The sequence below is a fragment of the Flavobacterium chuncheonense genome, from assembly GCF_042686145.1.
Lineage (GTDB): Bacteria > Bacteroidota > Bacteroidia > Flavobacteriales > Flavobacteriaceae > Flavobacterium > Flavobacterium chuncheonense.
This window is the reverse complement of the sequence record NZ_JBHUPC010000012.1, coordinates 1-16,791: the sequence shown is the minus strand read 5'-3', so window position 1 is coordinate 16,791 and position 16,791 is coordinate 1. Positions and strand designations below refer to the sequence as shown.

The 16,791-nt window shown below is 32.8% G+C and carries 15 protein-coding genes; 5 read left to right on the top strand and 10 right to left on the bottom strand.

Annotated elements, in window-relative coordinates; genetic code table 11:
* Window positions 1-113: 113 nt before the first annotated feature.
* The 6 genes from mnmE to ACFS5J_RS03990 all read right to left on the bottom strand — a co-directional run bounded on the left by mnmE (window position 114) and on the right by ACFS5J_RS03990 (window position 6,618).
* Window positions 114-1,505 carry a tRNA uridine-5-carboxymethylaminomethyl(34) synthesis GTPase MnmE gene (gene mnmE / locus ACFS5J_RS04015; protein WP_379810727.1) on the bottom strand — a complete coding sequence of 464 codons (1,392 nt, stop codon included), beginning with the start codon at window positions 1,503-1,505 and terminating at the stop codon, window positions 114-116.
* Between the two features lie 293 nt (window positions 1,506-1,798).
* Complete coding sequence (gene dnaN / locus ACFS5J_RS04010; protein WP_379811470.1) at window positions 1,799-2,917, bottom strand: DNA polymerase III subunit beta; 1,119 nt, start codon at window positions 2,915-2,917, stop codon at window positions 1,799-1,801.
* A gap of 85 nt (window positions 2,918-3,002) precedes the next feature.
* Entirely contained in the window at window positions 3,003-4,685 is a 1,683-nt protein-coding gene (gene gldG, locus ACFS5J_RS04005) for a gliding motility-associated ABC transporter substrate-binding protein GldG (RefSeq protein ID WP_379810726.1), read from the bottom strand.
* Window positions 4,685-5,410 carry a gliding motility-associated ABC transporter permease subunit GldF gene (gene gldF, locus ACFS5J_RS04000; RefSeq protein ID WP_379810725.1) on the bottom strand — a complete coding sequence of 242 codons (726 nt, stop codon included), beginning with the start codon at window positions 5,408-5,410 and terminating at the stop codon, window positions 4,685-4,687. The genes gldG and gldF overlap by 1 nt, the downstream gene beginning before the upstream one ends.
* Before the next feature lie 80 nt (window positions 5,411-5,490).
* On the bottom strand, window positions 5,491-5,787 hold the full coding sequence (locus ACFS5J_RS03995; protein WP_379810724.1) for a putative quinol monooxygenase: 297 nt from the start codon (window positions 5,785-5,787) through the stop codon (window positions 5,491-5,493).
* Window positions 5,788-6,618, bottom strand: coding sequence for an SAM hydrolase/SAM-dependent halogenase family protein (locus ACFS5J_RS03990; protein WP_379810723.1), 831 nt, complete (start codon window positions 6,616-6,618; stop codon window positions 5,788-5,790).
* A 186-nt stretch (window positions 6,619-6,804) separates the two neighbouring features.
* On the opposite strand from ACFS5J_RS03990, the gene ACFS5J_RS03985 reads away from it, so the two are divergent.
* The 4 genes from ACFS5J_RS03985 (at window position 6,805) to ACFS5J_RS03970 (ending at window position 10,238) form a co-directional block, all read left to right on the top strand.
* A complete protein-coding gene (locus ACFS5J_RS03985) occupies window positions 6,805-7,758 on the top strand; it encodes a PhoH family protein (protein WP_379810722.1) in 954 nt (317 codons plus the stop codon).
* 89 nt (window positions 7,759-7,847) lie between these two features.
* Window positions 7,848-8,666, top strand: a complete 819-nt coding sequence (locus ACFS5J_RS03980) for an SDR family oxidoreductase (RefSeq protein WP_379810720.1) — start codon at window positions 7,848-7,850, stop codon at window positions 8,664-8,666.
* Window positions 8,667-8,726: 60 nt separating this feature from the next.
* Window positions 8,727-9,674: a phosphoribosylaminoimidazolesuccinocarboxamide synthase gene (locus ACFS5J_RS03975; protein WP_379810719.1), complete on the top strand. Its 948-nt coding sequence runs from the start codon at window positions 8,727-8,729 to the stop codon at window positions 9,672-9,674.
* Between the two features lie 174 nt (window positions 9,675-9,848).
* Entirely contained in the window at window positions 9,849-10,238 is a 390-nt protein-coding gene (locus ACFS5J_RS03970) for an ankyrin repeat domain-containing protein (RefSeq protein WP_379810718.1), read from the top strand.
* Between the two features lie 114 nt (window positions 10,239-10,352).
* Here the strand turns inward: ACFS5J_RS03970 and ACFS5J_RS03965 are convergent, their stop codons facing one another.
* The 4 genes from ACFS5J_RS03965 to ACFS5J_RS03950 all read right to left on the bottom strand — a co-directional run bounded on the left by ACFS5J_RS03965 (window position 10,353) and on the right by ACFS5J_RS03950 (window position 15,703).
* A complete protein-coding gene (locus ACFS5J_RS03965) occupies window positions 10,353-11,714 on the bottom strand; it encodes a hypothetical protein (RefSeq protein WP_379810717.1) in 1,362 nt (453 codons plus the stop codon).
* Between the two features lie 128 nt (window positions 11,715-11,842).
* A complete protein-coding gene (locus tag ACFS5J_RS03960) occupies window positions 11,843-12,541 on the bottom strand; it encodes a LytR/AlgR family response regulator transcription factor (protein ID WP_379810716.1) in 699 nt (232 codons plus the stop codon).
* A complete protein-coding gene (locus ACFS5J_RS03955; protein ID WP_379810715.1) occupies window positions 12,528-14,426 on the bottom strand; it encodes a tetratricopeptide repeat-containing sensor histidine kinase in 1,899 nt (632 codons plus the stop codon). The genes ACFS5J_RS03960 and ACFS5J_RS03955 overlap by 14 nt, the downstream gene beginning before the upstream one ends.
* Before the next feature lie 188 nt (window positions 14,427-14,614).
* Window positions 14,615-15,703, bottom strand: coding sequence for a M42 family metallopeptidase (locus ACFS5J_RS03950; protein WP_379810714.1), 1,089 nt, complete (start codon window positions 15,701-15,703; stop codon window positions 14,615-14,617).
* A gap of 95 nt (window positions 15,704-15,798) precedes the next feature.
* Between ACFS5J_RS03950 and ACFS5J_RS03945 the strand changes: the two genes are divergently transcribed.
* On the top strand, window positions 15,799-16,467 hold the full coding sequence (locus ACFS5J_RS03945) for a DUF4294 domain-containing protein (protein ID WP_379810713.1): 669 nt from the start codon (window positions 15,799-15,801) through the stop codon (window positions 16,465-16,467).
* Window positions 16,468-16,791 lie beyond the last annotated feature (324 nt).

Genomic DNA, 16,791 nt, shown 5'->3' with positions numbered 1-16,791 from the left:
AAAAAATAGAAAAATATTAAAAAAATGGAATGAGTTGTAAACAAAGAAAAACCCGCGTATTTTGCGGGTTTGTTTTGTTTTTTTATGTAATATTTTGTGATTATTTTCTTACATTATTTGCCGATACAAAAATTAGCAAATATATTTCCTAATAATTCGTCATTCGTTACTTCGCCCGTAATTTCGCCAAAGTAATGCAAGGCTTCTCTAATGTCCAAGGCAATCAAATCCGACGATAATCCGCTGTCTAATCCCCATTTCACCTTTTGTATTTCTTCCAACGCTTTCAATAGCGAATCGTAGTGGCGCGTATTGGTAACTATGGTTTCATTGTTGCGCAAGGCACCCGTATTTACAAACGATAACAATTCGTTTTGCAATACATCAATTCCTTCTTTATTTTTAGCTGAAATGAAAATGGAATTTTCAATTTGCTCTTGTAAATCTGCCAGCAAACTCGGTTCTAGTTTGTCTTTTTTATTGAAAAGTGTCAGTAAAGCTTTTTGTGGATATTTGTTTTTAATTTTTTCAACTTCCACTTTTAAACTTTCCAAGCTGTCCATGGTAAGGGTAGTGCTGTCTACTAAAAATAACACTACTTGCGCTTGTTCAATTTTTTCAAAAGTTTTTTGAATACCGATGCTCTCTACATGGTCTTTCGTTTCGCGAATTCCAGCCGTATCAATAAAACGGAAACCAATGCCGTTAATCACCAATTCGTCTTCTATGGTATCGCGTGTTGTTCCGGCAATGTCCGATACTATGGCGCGTTCTTCATTCAACAAAGCGTTCAATAAAGTCGATTTCCCTACATTGGGTTCACCCACAATCGCTACCGGAATTCCGTTTTTAATCACATTTCCCACAGCAAATGAATCAATCAAACGTTTCAATACAAATTCAATGCGGTTCAGTAATTCGTAAAAGGCACTGCGGTCGGCAAATTCAACATCTTCTTCTGCAAAATCCAATTCCAACTCAATAAGTGAGGCAAAGTTCAATAACTCCTCACGCAATTTGGCAATTTCATTGCTAAAGCCACCACGCATTTGTTGCATCGCAATTTGATGACTCGCTTCGTTGTCACTCGCAATTAAATCGGCTACCGCTTCTGCCTGTGATAAATCCAATTTCCCGTTCAAAAAAGCACGTAAGGTAAATTCACCAGCCTGTGCCATTTTTGCCCCTTTACGCAGCAGTAATTGAATAATTTGTTGCTGTATGAAAGTAGACCCGTGACACGAAATCTCCACTACATTTTCTCCCGTATACGAATTCGGTCCTTTGAAAATGGATAACAATACTTGATCGTATGTTTTCCCGTTGTCAACAATGTGCCCCAGGTGAATCGTATGCGTTTTTTGTTGGCTTATGTCCTTGCCTGAAACTGATTGAAACACTGCTGCCGCTATGGTAATAGCGTTTTTACCCGATAAGCGAATAACAGCAATAGCACCAGCTCCAGATGGCGTGGCCAAAGCAACAATAGTTTCGTGTGGAATCATTGTAATTGAATTTAAGACTGCAAATATACAAAAGAAAATACTTAGGGCGTGCCCTTCATTGCATTACGGTCGGGCTGTTCGCTGTATCTTTTTAAAACCTTCAAATAGAAAAGGGGAATCTGGTTTTAAAAAGGATGCCGCTACCATCCCTCACGCAAACTCCGGTAAATAAAAAACCGCAGTTACTTTGCAGCACTTGCGGTTTTTTGGGTTAAGGGTTGGTTATAGTTGTTGCAGTCTTTAAGTACCCCCCAAAAGGGGAGTGTTAACGACTGTAAAAGTTTTGTAAAGTATTAGTTGCTTAACATTACTGGCATTACAAGCATCGTTAGGGTTTCACCGTCATCTAATCCATCAACAGGTGTTAAAATACCCGCTCTGTTTGGCATCGACATTTCCAGTTGGATTTCGTCACTTGTTAAGTTGTTCAACATTTCCGTTAAGAAACGTGAGTTGAAACCTATTTGTAAATCATCACCCTGGTAATCACATGTCAAACGCTCGTCTGCTTTGTTTGAGTAATCGATATCCTCAGCAGAAATGTTCAATTCAGTACCTGCAATTTTCAAACGGATTTGGTGTGTAGTCTTGTTGGCAAAGATAGCCACACGACGCACCGAACTTAAAAATTGAACGCGATTGATTAATAATTTATTAGGGTTTTCTTTTGGAATTACCGCTTCGTAGTTAGGGTATTTTCCGTCAATCAAACGACATGTTAAAACGTAGTTTTCAAAAGAAAAAGTAGCGTTTGAATCGTTATAATCAATAGTAACTTCTGCATCAGAAGCACCTAAAATTCCTTTTAAAATGTTCAAAGGTTTCTTTGGCATGATAAAGTCTGCTACTTGTGAGGCTTTAACATCAGCACGTGCATATTTTACCAATTTGTGAGCATCAGTAGCTACAAAAATTAAACCTTCTGGAGAAAACTGGAAAAATACACCACTCATCACTGGGCGTAAATCGTCATTTCCAGCAGCAAAAATAGTTTTGCTAATTGCTGTTGCTAATACTTCAGCAGGCACTAGAGTAGAAGATGGGTCTTCTAAAACTACTGCTTTTGGGAACTCTTCTCCTGGAGCGTAGGCAATAGCATATTTACCAGAGTTTGAACTGATTTCAATTGTACTGTTTTCTTCAACAGTGAAAGTAAGCGGTTGCTCAGGAAAAGTTTTTAAAATGTCTAAAAGTAATTTTGCAGGAACTGCAACACTACCTTGACTTGAAGAATCAATTTCTAATGTAGCCGACATGGTTGTCTCTAAATCAGAAGCCGAAACCGTTAATACATTATTATTTAATTCGAATAAGAAATTATCTAAAATAGGTAAAGTGTTGCTACTGTTGATAACACTACCTAAAACTTGTAATTGTTTTAATAAATACGAACTCGATACAATAAACTTCATCATCTTTAATTTTAAAATCGTTTATGATTTTATTTTCACAAATATATTCTAATTATCAGCAATACCAAAAACTATTTATTAACATCTATTTGGTATACACTCTTTTACGCAAATAGGTAAAAAGTAATCCGAATAGTATTAAAATAAGTATTGGTAATCCGATAGTTAGTGTTTGTGCCCAAGTGTAGTTTTGGTACACTTTTTCTTTGTCCAATAATGGTAAATCTACGTCTTTGCTGCGAATGTTAATAAGTCCGGTATCATCGAGTAAATAATTAACGCAGTTCATTAAAAACTCTTTGTTACCGTATAAATTATTGGTCCATTTGTCAAAACCTAATTCTAGTGGGACACCGTTTTCCAATTGGTTTTTAATTACATCGCCATCAGAAACTACAATCATTTTACTAGTAACACCGTCGGCTTTGTAATCCTGCTCTTTAAAAGGTAAGACACGGTTTTTATACATTGAAGTAAAGTTACCTTCAAGCAATACCGCCACTGGTAACAACCCCTTTCCTTTGTATTCTTCTGGCGTAGTTTCCTCCGCAATCATATCCAGTGCTATGGTCGTAGGAGTCCCGACTGTTTTTGAGTATTCAGAACTCGTTAACAAAACGGTTTTGTCAATTTTGTTTTTCAACAACTCAATTGGTGAAGTGAATTCAAACTTGATTCCTTCCATATTCTTAACCAGCGGGTGGTTGGATTCTGCATAAATAAAAGGGGAATATTTCCAAAAATATTGTTCGTACTGTGTTTCACTACCTTGTCTGCCCGTAGCAAGTTTTATGGGTGTGGCTTGTTCGTCTTTTATCAATAACGGATTCAAACGAATACCATATGAGAAAAATAAATCATCTAAATTCAATTGACGGTTGTACGCTAATAAAGCACCATTTTCGTTGTACAAATCTTCATAATCAGCCGCTACAGGATCTACCAACCATAACGTTTTTCCACCGTTTATGATGTATTGGTCTAAAACTTGTTTTTCCGCTTCAGTAAATGCTTCCGTAGGTTTGGCAATAATGGCTAAATCGTATTTTTTTAAAGCGTCTAATGTTTCTGTAGGCTGTTGTTTGGCAATAGAATCTAAAGTGAATGGTCCTATATAATAGCTCTCTCTAACTGTTTGTAGAAAATCAGCAATATAACGTTCTTCAAGTTCTCCATTTCCTTTGATGATGGCGATTTTCTTTTCTTTTTCTTTGACTACTTTATTGAATGCTTCCGCAAAAGCAAATTCCAAATGCTGCACCGAACTGATGACTTTTTGTTCGGTTGAAGCACCCATTAAGTTTTTCAGTAAGGCTACTTTTGCACCTCTGTCGCCATAATTAGCAACTGCCCAAGGGAACACAACTTGTTGGCTTTGTTTTCCTTTATCTTCTACTGTAATGCTCAAAGGTTGTAAGCCTCGCTCGGTGAATTGCTTCATAATTGGCACCATTTCGGCTTCGTCTTCAATAGGATTCACAAATTGAAAAACAATATTCGAATTGTATGCAGTAAACTCTTCTAGAAGCTGTTTGGTTTCGTCTTGCAAACGTTTGAATTCCGGAGGAAAATTTCCTTCAAGGAATACATCAACATATAAGGGGCTGTCAACTTCTTTTATAATGTTTAAAGTAGTTTCCGATAATGTATAACGTTTGTCTTGTGTTAAGTCAAATCGTTTAAAAGAATAGCGTCCTACTAGGTTTATACTGATTAAAACCAAAAGCATAAGGACTAGGTTCTTCAAGTGTTTTTTGTTGGCTTTCATTAGGCTTTTGAAGTTTTAAGTTTATAAACAGTAATCGATAAAAATAAAACGGTGGTACTTATAAAATAGATGATATCTCGTGTGTCAATTACGCCACGACTCATACTTTTAAAGTGATAATCCATTCCTAAAGCAGCAATAAAAGCGCTGTTTTCTTTAAAAATTGAAGTCAAGCCATCAAAGCCAAAGTAAAAGAAGAAACAACCGAAAACGGCTAAAATAAAAGCAACAATTTGATTGTCGGAAAGGGTAGAAGTGAAAATACCAATAGCTGTATAAGTCCCAATTAAAAATAACAATCCAAAATAAGAACCCATAGTGCTACCCATGTCAATATTCCCTGGCGTTAAGCCAAACATAGAAATAACATATACATATACAAAAGTGGGTAAAATGGCAATTACAATAAGTAAAAAAGCTCCAAAAAATTTACCCCCAACAATCTCCCAAACACTCATGGGTTTGGTAAACAGTAATTCAATAGTACCTTGCTTTTTTTCATCGGAAAAGCTACGCATGGTTACCGCAGGAATTAAGAAAATTAAAATCCAAGGTGATAACTTAAAAAACGGACTCAAATCGGCAAAACCAGAGTTTAGAATATTAAAGTCACCATCAAATACCCATAAAAATAGACCGTTCAGTAATAGAAAAATGGCGATAACCAAATAGCCTATTGGTGAACCAAAGAAGGATTTTATTTCTCGTAAGAGTAATGCTTTCATAAAAAGGCAGTATGTTTAATTTTTGATATGTTTAAAGTTGAAACGCAAATTTAATTTTTTTATTGAAAATGATTTGCAACTTACTTTAAGGTAGCTATTTTGTCTACACTCCAGGCTTCAGGCTTATCGCTAAATAAAGTTTTGGTATATGTCCATACCTCACCAAATAGTGCTGATTTTCGGTAAGCTTCCAAATGCGCTTCAGTTTCCCAGTAGCTATAGGTGAAAAAAATTCGAGAATCATTTTTATCTTGGTAGAGTTCCAAAAATCGGTTGCCTTCAAAACCTCTTATTTTTTCTTTAACCTCGTTGAAATTTTCTAAGAAAGCCTCTATTTTGTCTTCTTGAAAACGCATTTTTACAATTCGTACAAACATTTATTCTTTAAATTTTATGGTCACTACATCACGAAACTTTAAGCCTAGTAAGGTAGAAGCAGCGCCTACAGTTTTTGGGTTACTTTTATAGATAGCAATTTCTAAAAAGCCATTTTCATTGAACAAAGCCAAACGCTCTCCTTCAAAATCTTTCAAGGAAAATCGGTCATTTGTTTTGAAATCGGAATAGCTTTTTTTAATTGCGTTTATTTTTTTATTGTGAAATGTAATTTCATATTTTCGACCTAAAGCGACATCAGAAAACATTTTTTTGGAAATATTGGTAACACAATTGCCAAAATGATCAATGTAAACCACATGTCCCTTAATTAGGGTTTTGTTTTCTGTTATTTGTGCATTCAGTTCATTTACTACTTTTAATTCTGAAATTTCTTTGCCTACAACATTCAAAAGACCTCCTCGTGCAATGTGACAAGCAACTGCGACAAAAACATCCATGTCGGTAGCATCGGTGTTCAATCGATCGTGAATGTTGATAGCTACAATTTTTTGTGCCACTTTCTTCTGCGTTAAAGTACTCAAAATGCCATTATCTGCACAAATAAAGTAATGGTCATCCCACTGCATTGCTATATGTTGGGTGTCTTTTGTGCGCTCGCTATCAACGCCTATAATGTGAATGCTACCCTTTGGGAAGTTTGAATATGCCGCTGAAATGCAGTAACTGGCTTCAAGTGTGTTAAACAAATCAATATCATGTGAAATGTCAATTATAGTTGCTTCTTTGTACCCCGAAATTAGCTTTCCTTTAAGCGCACCTACAAAGTGGTCTTTCGTTCCAAAATCGGTAGTAAGCGTAATTATTGACATAATTTTGTTTATAACTTATTCTTAAAGCAAATGTAGTTTTTCTTAAATTTGAAATAGCCACTCAGTAGTAGATTTTACTAACACTATTGAGTATTTGTTCTATTTTTAATACGAATACTATGTAAAAATAGAGATACAAAGCTAATGTATTTTAAGCATTTCAAAAATAATTTAAATAGAAAGCCTTTGAACGAGAGATTTATTGAATTAGTAGGAATTACTCCAAAAGATTTTTGGGGTGCACAAGATGTTCATTTAGAAGCGATTAAAAAATATTACCCAAAACTAAAAATTGTTGCAAGGGGAACAACTTTGAAAGCTTATGGAGAAGAAGAAATTTTAGATGAATTTGAAACCCGTTTTAATCGTTTAATGTTGCACTTTACACGTTATAATAGCATTGATGAAAATGTAATTATGCGTGTTTTAGAAGGTGATGCGCAGAGTGCTACCGAACACATGCACGACAGAGATAAAATTTTAGTGCACGGCGTAAGTGGTAAGTTGATAAAAGCCATGACACCAAATCAACAAAAATTAGTTGATATGGTAATGAAAAACGATATGGTTTTTGCTATTGGACCGGCTGGAACGGGTAAAACCTATACTGGGGTAGCTATGGCGGTTAAAGCTTTGAAAGAAAAACAAGTTAAGCGAATTATTTTAACGCGTCCAGCAGTAGAAGCAGGTGAAAACTTAGGTTTCCTTCCGGGTGATATGAAAGAAAAGTTAGATCCATACATGCAGCCGCTATATGATGCGCTACGAGATATGATTCCACCAGAAAAGTTAGAAGATTATATTTTAAAAGGAATTATTCAAATAGCGCCATTGGCTTTTATGCGTGGTCGTACACTAGACAATGCATTTGTGATTTTGGATGAAGCACAAAACACTACTCATAATCAAATGAAAATGTTTTTAACACGTATGGGGCGAAATGCAAAATTCATGATTACGGGAGATCCGGGTCAGGTGGATTTGCCAAGACGAACCATTTCGGGATTAAAAGAAGCTATTTTGGTATTGAAAGATGTAGAAGGTGTAGGTATTTTATACTTAGATGATAAAGATATCGTACGTCATAAATTGGTGAAAAAGATTATTGATGCTTATAAAAGTATTGAAAACAACGATTAATTTGGATTAATCATATGCTAAAATACCTCGAAACGTTGTAGTTTTCTACAGAAAAGTTTTTATTTGCATGGATTAAAAAAAGAATAGATTTGAAAAATGTACTGATAACTGGTGCTTCAGGAGGATTAGGGAAATTATTAGCGAAACATTTTGCTACAAATGGCTGGCATGTTATTGCAACAATGATTAGTGTTGATTTAGCAGATGAATTAAACGGTATGCCTAATGTTAGTTGTTATGAGCTTGATGTTACTTCAACTGAGAGTATTGAAGCGGCTAAGGAGAAAATTTTGAATGATTTTTCAGAGATTCATTTGGTAATCAATAATGCTGGTCTTGGATACAGAAGTTTTGTTGAACTTTCGGAAGACAGTGAAATTGAAAAAATTGTAAATGTTAATTGGTTGGGAACCGTTAAAGTTTGCAGAGCGTTTATCCCTCAATTCAGAGCACAACGTTTTGGGCAGTTTATCAATATTACCTCTATTGCCGGTTTGGTAAATCTCCCATTGGGAAATTTTTATCATTCTACAAAGCAAGCGGTTGAAAGTTTTTCGGAATGTATGTCGTACGAATTACTCGATTTCAATGTGAGTGTTTGTACGGTTCAATTTGGTAATGCTCCTACAGATTTTCAAAAAAATGTCAAAAAGAGCGAGCAAACAGCTATTGCTTCTTATAATAAGATGATGGAGACGATTAATGGTATTTTGAACAAGAAAACCAACAAGAATAAAAATTTAATTAACGATATTGTAAATACGATATTTAACATAGCAGAAAATCCAAAGCGTAGTTTTAGAAAGTACACGATTGGATTTGACGCAAATTTCATGAAAACTTTGAGACGTTTATTGGGTTACAGAGCTTTTAATCATGTTATTAAGAAAAAGGTTTTAAAAAATTAAACTTCTTGTTTATAAAACGAAAACGAATTACTTTTGCAAAAACATCACATCGCGAAATAAATGAACACAATTACTTCGACCAATTTTAATTTTCCTGGTCAAAAATCAGTTTATAACGGAAAAGTTAGAGAAGTTTACAATATAAATGATGAGCTATTGGTAATGATTGCTACGGATAGACTTTCTGCTTTTGATGTTGTAATGCCAAAGGGAATTCCTTACAAAGGACAAATCTTGAATCAAATTGCAACTCGTTTTATGCAAATGACAGAAGATATTGTTCCAAATTGGTTAATTGCAACTCCAGATCCCAATGTGGCTGTAGGTCATTTGTGTGAGCCATTTAAAGTTGAAATGGTGATTCGCGGTTATTTATCGGGTCATGCTGCAAGAGAGTATGCATTAGGTAAAAGAATGTTATGTGGTGTTGCGATGCCAGAAGGTTTAAAAGAAAATGATAAATTTCCAGAACCGATAATAACACCTTCTACAAAAGCTGACAATGGTGAACATGATGAAGATATTTCGCGTGAAGCAATTTTAGCAAATGGTATTGTATCTGAGGAAGACTATTTGGTTTTAGAAAAATATACGCGTGCTTTGTTTCAAAGAGGAACGGAGATTGCAGCTTCTCGAGGATTAATATTAGTAGATACTAAATATGAATTTGGAAAAACAAAAGAAGGAAAAATTGTTTTGATTGACGAGATTCATACACCAGACTCTTCTCGTTATTTCTACGCAGACGGTTATCAAGAGCGCCAAGATAAAGGAGAAGCACAAAAACAATTATCAAAAGAGTTTGTACGTCAATGGTTAATTGCCAATGGTTTTCAAGGAAAAGAAGGGCAAGTAATTCCTGAAATGACAGATGAGTATATCGCTTCAGTTTCTGAGCGCTATATTGAGTTGTACGAAAATATTTTAGGAGAGCCATTTGTAAAGGCAGATATTTCAAACTTACATAATAGAATAGAAGAAAATGTTGTTACATATTTAACAAAGTAACGTTTAATAACATATTTTTAATACTATATTAACCACGCTTTGCGTGGTTTTTTTGTTATTTGTACTTGTAATTCAATTAGTTAAAAAAATGTTATAATTTCTAAAGAGTGTAACATATTGAAACGAAACTCGTCTATTCAAATATCAATCATTAATCATTAAAATTCTATTATCATGAAAAAAACGATCAGTTATTTAGCGCTAGCTTTAGTAATGTTGGGTAATGTTACAATGGCTTCAAACAACGAAATTATTTCTGAAACAACTTCAATAAATGAAGTATTTGACGCAACTCCTTTATGTGTAGCAATCAGTAAAGGAGATTTTTCTTTAGTAAAAAAAATAATCGACTATGGTGCAGATGTTAATGAAACGACAAACAGAGGAATGACGCCTTTGATGTTTGCTGCGCGATATGGACATGTTGAGATTGTAAATTTATTATTGGATAAAGGGGCAAAATTGGATAAAAAAGATAGTAGTGGTTTTACGGCTTTGGATCACGCTAAATCAAGTCATTCAGATAATATTGTTACCATACTAAAGGAAGCAGAAAAGAAATAATTTTTTTTAATAAATTTGATGAAAACAAAGCCCTGAATAACAGGGCTTTTTTATGGTAATAATTTGTATTTTCTTTGTTAGACTTTGGTCAATATAAAAAAGTACACTCATTTTCTAATTGGTAATAAACAAATCAAAGTAAAATTGACCAGCCCAGCATGCTGCCGCTGCATTATTTCCGAACAAGTCGGTTCTAGCAATATTCACAACAATTTTATCAGCCGCTTTTGATGCATAGTTTAAAGCAAAAACATCGGGTAATGAACCACTATTGTTAACTGTAAACATAATGGTATTTGGGACAAAAGGGAGCGGTGGGTTAAATGAATATTCTACTTGTAAACGTTCTGCATTTATAGGGCCTGATGCTACTTGAGCTGTTCCTGTTGGTGTACTAGCAGTAATTGTAGTTGTAGCTATTTGTTTTTGTAAAACTTTCCAAGAAATAGTAGTGTTTACTCCGTTAATTGTTTTGGTTAAACTTCCTGTAGCGTTAACACTTGTAAAGTCACAAATAGGAATAGTTATTCCACCAACAGCAATTATTTGAGGTAAATTAGGAATTGAAGTGTTACTTAAGGTTTGCCAAGTAGCATTTCCATTGGCATCCGAAGTAAGTACTTTTCCTGTTCCTTCACTTCCATCTACTATTCGTAATGCTGGATTTAATGAAACTCCTGCAATTAAAATATCGTCTATATAAGCTTTGTCATCTAAACTATTTTGACTTCCATCTTTTGTATATCGCCAAGTTAGAGTGTGGTTACCAGCAGTTAGATTATAGGTTACAGTAACCCAACCCGAGCCACCTGACCAAGCATTTTGTTGAACACCATCAATTAGAAAGCGAAGAAAATCATAGTTGAATTCTGAACTTATTCGGTATTTAAAGCTTAGTGTTGCAGGAGCTGATAACGTTACGTTGGCAATTAAGTTGGTTTGTTGGTTGTGTGAAATTGTTCCAGAGGCAGCTGTATAAGTCCCGCCACCAACTTGCGTACTTTGGACGTACCACGGTTGGCTTCCAGAGGTAGTTAATGTTCCTAATGAGTTGCTTTCAAAGTTTTCATCTAAAATGTTTGAAGCTGTTCCTGCTCCTTCAATATGTAATTTTGTTGATGGAGTAGTAGTTCCTATTCCAACATTTCCTGTATTTCCGTTGTACATTTCATTTCCCGATATAATCCAATCATTATCAGCGCCTCCTCCAATAAAGGGAGTCCATTGTGTACCATTCCAATAATAAAAACCTTTTCCAGTCGTAATATTGGTATTATATACCAATAAGCTTTCAGCGGGATTTGTAATAGGTGATGAAGCGTTTAAATCGGTAATGGAAATTCTTGGAATTAATAGTCCCTTGTCAGTAGCATTAATATCAAGCATTGAACTTGCATCGGGCGTTGTAGTATTGATGCCAACTTGAGCTTGGGAGGTAAGATAAAAACAACAAAGTAATAAAATAAATTTGTTCATTGAATTTGGTTTTATGGTGTAATACTGTAAAAGTATTGGTGCCATAAAAAAAAAGTATTCAAATGGGATGAATCAAAGTTTTTTAGGGACGAAGCTTTGATGTTCTTAGGATGAAAAATTACTAAAGGCTATAAAAACTCTTTTAGACTATTTTTATATGATGTTGAAATAGGAATTTTATATTCGTCGATTTCTAATGTTGTTTTTGAAATTGTAGTTATTTTGTCTGTATTGATAAAAAAACTTTTATGAGTTTGTATAAAATTTGAAGGAAGTATTTTCGAGAACTCTTGTAGAGTGTTACGGTATTTATAAATTCCTTTTTTTGTAAATATATTCAAATAGTTCTTATCGCTTTCAATAAATAAAATGGCATCTAAATTTAATTTTATATTCTTATCACTATGTTTTATGATGATGAAATCCTCATTAGTATTAATATTTTCTTTTTTAAAATTGAGTAATGCAATTTCAATTGAAGTAACGATGTCGTGTTGCTGAAAAGGTTTGACTATGTAGCCATAGGGTTCAGTGTTTATGGCTGAAGAAATTGTTTTTTTGTCTGCATATGCTGTTAAATATATAAAGGGAATTTTTATGTGATTGGCAATGTAAGCTCCCAAATCTATTCCTGATTTATCTCCTCTAATGTTGATGTCAATAATAGCAAAATCAATTTTCTCATTTGTTAATATCGAAACTGCTTTCTCATAATCCATTGCTCGTCCTAAAACATGATGCCCTAAAGCATTTAAATTTTTCTCAATGCTTTTTTGAGTAATGTATTCGTCTTCCACTATTAAAAAATTCAAGTTACGTTCTTTCATAATTAGAAAAGTTAATTTTAAACTTCGTTCCTTTATTTATACTTGATTTCACAGTTAGTTTGCCGTTTATTTGTTCTGTGAGGCCACATATTAAGTCTAATCCAAGAGAATTACTATTATTATATAATTCAGGATTAAATCCACAACCGTTATCGGATATTTTTAAAGTATAATTTTTGTTGTGTTTGTTTTTAATAACGAGTTTTATTTTTTTATCTATTTGATTGTCAAACGCATGTTTGTAGGAATTACTAATGATTTCTGTTATAATCAAACTTAATGGAATGGCTATATCTAATGGAAGTAAAGTTGAATCAATATAAAAGTCAACTTTTACATCACTGTTTTTAGAAAATGAAGATTGAATTTGAGGCATTAGCTCTTCAAGATATTCTTTTAAATTAATTTCACTATATAACTCTTTTTGATACATGCTTCTGTGAAGTAATGCAATAGTTTGAATCCTGTTTTTTCCTTCTTGTAATATATTTTTAAGTTGGATATTATCAGTGTTTAGTTGTTGTAAATCAAGTATGCTAGAGATAATTTGTAAGTTGTTTTTTACTCTATGATGTATCTCTTTTAGTAGAAAATCTTTTTCTTTTAGTGATTGCTCAATTTTAGAGTTTTGAGATAGAATAGATTGATGCATTGTTTCAATCTGCTTTTTTTTTCTGTAAATATTGATATATAATATAAGGATTAAAGCAATAATACAGCCTGAAAAAATTACAATATAACGTAATGTTTTCTTTTGTTTTTGTTCAAATTCTTTGTTTTTTTCACGTAAAGTATTTTCATTTTCATCTAATAGATAATTGATTTCTACACTATTGTTTTTTTTTATTTTTTCGGATTCAAACTCATCAGTCCTATACTTATAGAGTTTCTTATACATTTCTAAAGCCTCTCTGTATTTGTTTGCTTTTATCAAATACCGAACCTCATAATTTAAGAACATGTGTTTGTAAATAGGGTAGTCATCTTTATGAAGAATATTGATTTTTTTTATGTCTAAATATTTGTCGAGCTGATTTGAATTTAGATAAGCATCAGCCAAGATGAAACAAGCTTCAGTATAAATTTCACTAGTGTCAGTAGTATTAGGAAAAACGCTATCTTTTATTATACTTATGGCTTCTTTATTATTGTTTTCAAAAGTTTTCAGCCGAGCTAAATTGTTATTAATAGTAAGATATAAAGTTTTATAATCAGAGGACAAATGGTCTAATGACTTTTTAGCTAATTGTAAAGATTTATGATAAAACTTTTCACTGTTTTTGAAGTCTTTAACAATAAAATAGTAAAACCCCAGGTCGTTTAAAGCTGAAGGAATTATAAGCGAGTCTCTTTTTGGCGAATTTTGTAAAACTCTAATTTCTTTTTTTAATAAATCTATTGCTTTATCATATTTATTCATATTGAAGTAAAGACGACTTTGAAAATTGTAGTTCCAAAGAGGGTATTCGATGCCTTTTGAGTGTAGTTTTTCAATTTCTGAATTAATCTCAATTACTTTTGAAAAGATATTTAATTTTAAATATGATTCTTGCAAGGAAAAATAAACTATCATTAAATAGTCTTCTTTTATGGGATTTTTATTCGAATTTTCAATTAAAATTTTGTTTAAAGTCAATATAGACTGAACGTTATTGCCTTTAATTTTTTCGATTAGTCCTATACTGATGTTAATGTTCAATAAAGAATTCGAGTCATTCGTTTTATTTTTAAGTATTTGAACTTCTTTATTAAAGTAATCAATATACTTGATTTTATCGTTTTCAGGTAATAGGATAAAATATGAACTTTTTTGAAAATTGTTTAATTTTTTAAATTCAGTAATAGGTGAACTTTCTCCATAAACTTTTAATGTTATGAGAGTCATTAGTAAGAAATAGACGTACGTTTTAAATGATTTTGTTTTCAACCCTATTGTTAATTTTTAATAAAAAATTTAAATAATAAGGGTGCTAAGGTATAAAAATGAAAATTTTTATATTACAAAGTAGTAAATTATTATATAAAAAGCTCCAAAAATAGGAGCTTTTTATGTTTAAGATATTTTGAGATTGATTATTTAAAATAAGAAAATGTTTCGTTATTCTCGATTTTTAATAAAGTTTCGTAAATTAATTTAATCACGTTTTCAACATCTTCACGGTGTACCATTTCAACAGTTGTATGCATATAACGAAGGGGTAACGAAATTAATGCAGAAGCAACACCACCATTGCTGTAGGCGAAAGCATCGGTATCAGTTCCAGTTACTCTTGAAGATGCATGGCGTTGGAATGGAATTTTATTTGCTTCAGCAGTATCAACAATCATCTCGCGTAATACGTTTTGAGTTGCTGGCGCATAAGCAATAACAGGACCACGTCCCATTTTTAAATCACCTTCAATTTTTTTGTCAATCATTGGAGTAGTGGTGTCATGACAAACATCAGTAACAATGGCAACATTTGGTTTAATGGTTTGTGTTATCATTTCAGCACCACGTAAACCAATTTCCTCCTGAACCGAATTCACTACATATAATCCAAAAGGCAATTCTTTTTTATTTTCATGCAATAAACGAGCTACTTCAGCAATCATAAAACCACCCATACGATTATCAATGGCTCTACATACAAATTTATTACCGTTTAAAACCTCAAAAGTGTCTGGATAAGTAATAACACAACCTACGTGTATTCCTAAATCTTCCACTTCTTTTTTAGTTTCGCATCCACAGTCAATAAAGATGTTGCTTATTTTTGCAGGTTCTTCTTTATCTCTGTTTCTAGTGTGGATTGCTGGCCAGCCAAATACTCCTCTTACGATTCCTTTTTTGGTATGGATGTTTACTCGTTTTGAAGGTGCAATCATATGATCGCTACCACCATTTCGAATTACATAGATTAGCCCATCATCGGTAATATAATTTACATACCACGAAATTTCATCAGCATGTCCTTCAATAACTACTTTATATGGGGCATCTGGATTGATAACTCCAACGGCAGATCCATAAGTGTCCGTAATAAAAGTGTCTACATATGGTTTTAAATATTCCATCCATATTTTTTGCCCTTCTGCTTCATAACCCGTTGGAGAGGTGTTATTCAAATAACGCTCTAAAAAAGTGAGTGAATTTTCATTCAATATTGATTTTGTACTCATTGTTTCAATTTTTTTGCTAAATTATAAAAATGGTATAAGAATTGTTTTATTATTTACTTATTTTTGAATACTATTTTTTTGAAATGAAGCACTATTTGAGTACATTTTTTTTAGTTGTTGGGTTGTGTACAAATGCGCAAATCCAAGATACGGTAAAGGTAACACCGCAGGATTCTGCTGTTTTATATTCTATTGAATTAAAAGAGATTGTTGTTGGAAATGATAGAATGGAGGAAGAAAGAAGAAAGCTGTTAATTTTAAAACGAAGAGTTTATAAAACTTATCCTTATGCAAAAGTAACTGCAGATAAATTAGTTCAGATGAATGCTACTATGGCTAAGTTAAAAACTAAAAAGGAGAAGAAAAAGTATTTTAAAATAGTAGAGAAGTATTTGACCGACGAATTTGAGCCGCGTTTAAAAAAATTATCACGTAAGGATGGACAAATATTGGTAAAGTTGATTTACCGTCAAACTGGAGAAACTACTTTTGATCTTATTAAAGATTATAAAAGTGGATGGAAAGCTTTTTGGTCCAATAATACTGCTAAACTTTTTGATATAGATATTAAGGAAGATTATAACCCTTATGATGAATTAGAAGACTTTCAAATCGAAAGTATATTGGTTACAGCATTTCGTCAAGGACATCTTTCAAGACAAGAACCGGCTAAACCAATTGATTTAAAGGACTTGGCAAATTCTTGGCGTGAAAAATTAGCTGTTTCAAGAAAAGCACGTGAGAATAAGCAAGGAGAAAATTAAATACACCTATAATATATAAGGTCATATTTTGAAATTTATGGGAGTTGTTGTTAAAGAGGATGTTTTAATTGGTTTTGCTCTGATATAGTAGTAAGGCTTATTGTGGTGATATTAGGAATTACTAACTTTTTCTTTTTTACGATACACGATTATAAAACATTTCGATTTGTAAGTGCTTTATAATCAAATAGTAGAAAAATACTTTTAAAAATAGTTGGATTAAGTCTTGTTAATGGTAAAAAAGATACTACTTTTGCACCCGCAATACAGGCAAGTTCATACAGATATTTTGGTTTAAGGGATGAGAATAAAAAAAGAATTTTT

Coding starts and splice junctions, on each gene's coding strand:
- mnmE (WP_379810727.1), bottom strand. CDS start 1,505: ATGATTCCACACGAAACTATTGTTGCTTTGGCCACGCCATCTGGAGCT.
- dnaN (WP_379811470.1), bottom strand. CDS start 2,917: ATGAAGTTTATTGTATCGAGTTCGTATTTATTAAAACAATTACAAGTT.
- gldG (WP_379810726.1), bottom strand. CDS start 4,685: ATGAAAGCCAACAAAAAACACTTGAAGAACCTAGTCCTTATGCTTTTG.
- gldF (WP_379810725.1), bottom strand. CDS start 5,410: ATGAAAGCATTACTCTTACGAGAAATAAAATCCTTCTTTGGTTCACCA.
- ACFS5J_RS03995 (WP_379810724.1), bottom strand. CDS start 5,787: ATGTTTGTACGAATTGTAAAAATGCGTTTTCAAGAAGACAAAATAGAG.
- ACFS5J_RS03990 (WP_379810723.1), bottom strand. CDS start 6,618: ATGTCAATAATTACGCTTACTACCGATTTTGGAACGAAAGACCACTTT.
- ACFS5J_RS03975 (WP_379810719.1), top strand. CDS start 8,727: ATGAACACAATTACTTCGACCAATTTTAATTTTCCTGGTCAAAAATCA.
- ACFS5J_RS03970 (WP_379810718.1), top strand. CDS start 9,849: ATGAAAAAAACGATCAGTTATTTAGCGCTAGCTTTAGTAATGTTGGGT.
- ACFS5J_RS03965 (WP_379810717.1), bottom strand. CDS start 11,714: ATGAACAAATTTATTTTATTACTTTGTTGTTTTTATCTTACCTCCCAA.
- ACFS5J_RS03960 (WP_379810716.1), bottom strand. CDS start 12,541: ATGAAAGAACGTAACTTGAATTTTTTAATAGTGGAAGACGAATACATT.
- ACFS5J_RS03955 (WP_379810715.1), bottom strand. CDS start 14,426: ATGACTCTCATAACATTAAAAGTTTATGGAGAAAGTTCACCTATTACT.
- ACFS5J_RS03950 (WP_379810714.1), bottom strand. CDS start 15,703: ATGAGTACAAAATCAATATTGAATGAAAATTCACTCACTTTTTTAGAG.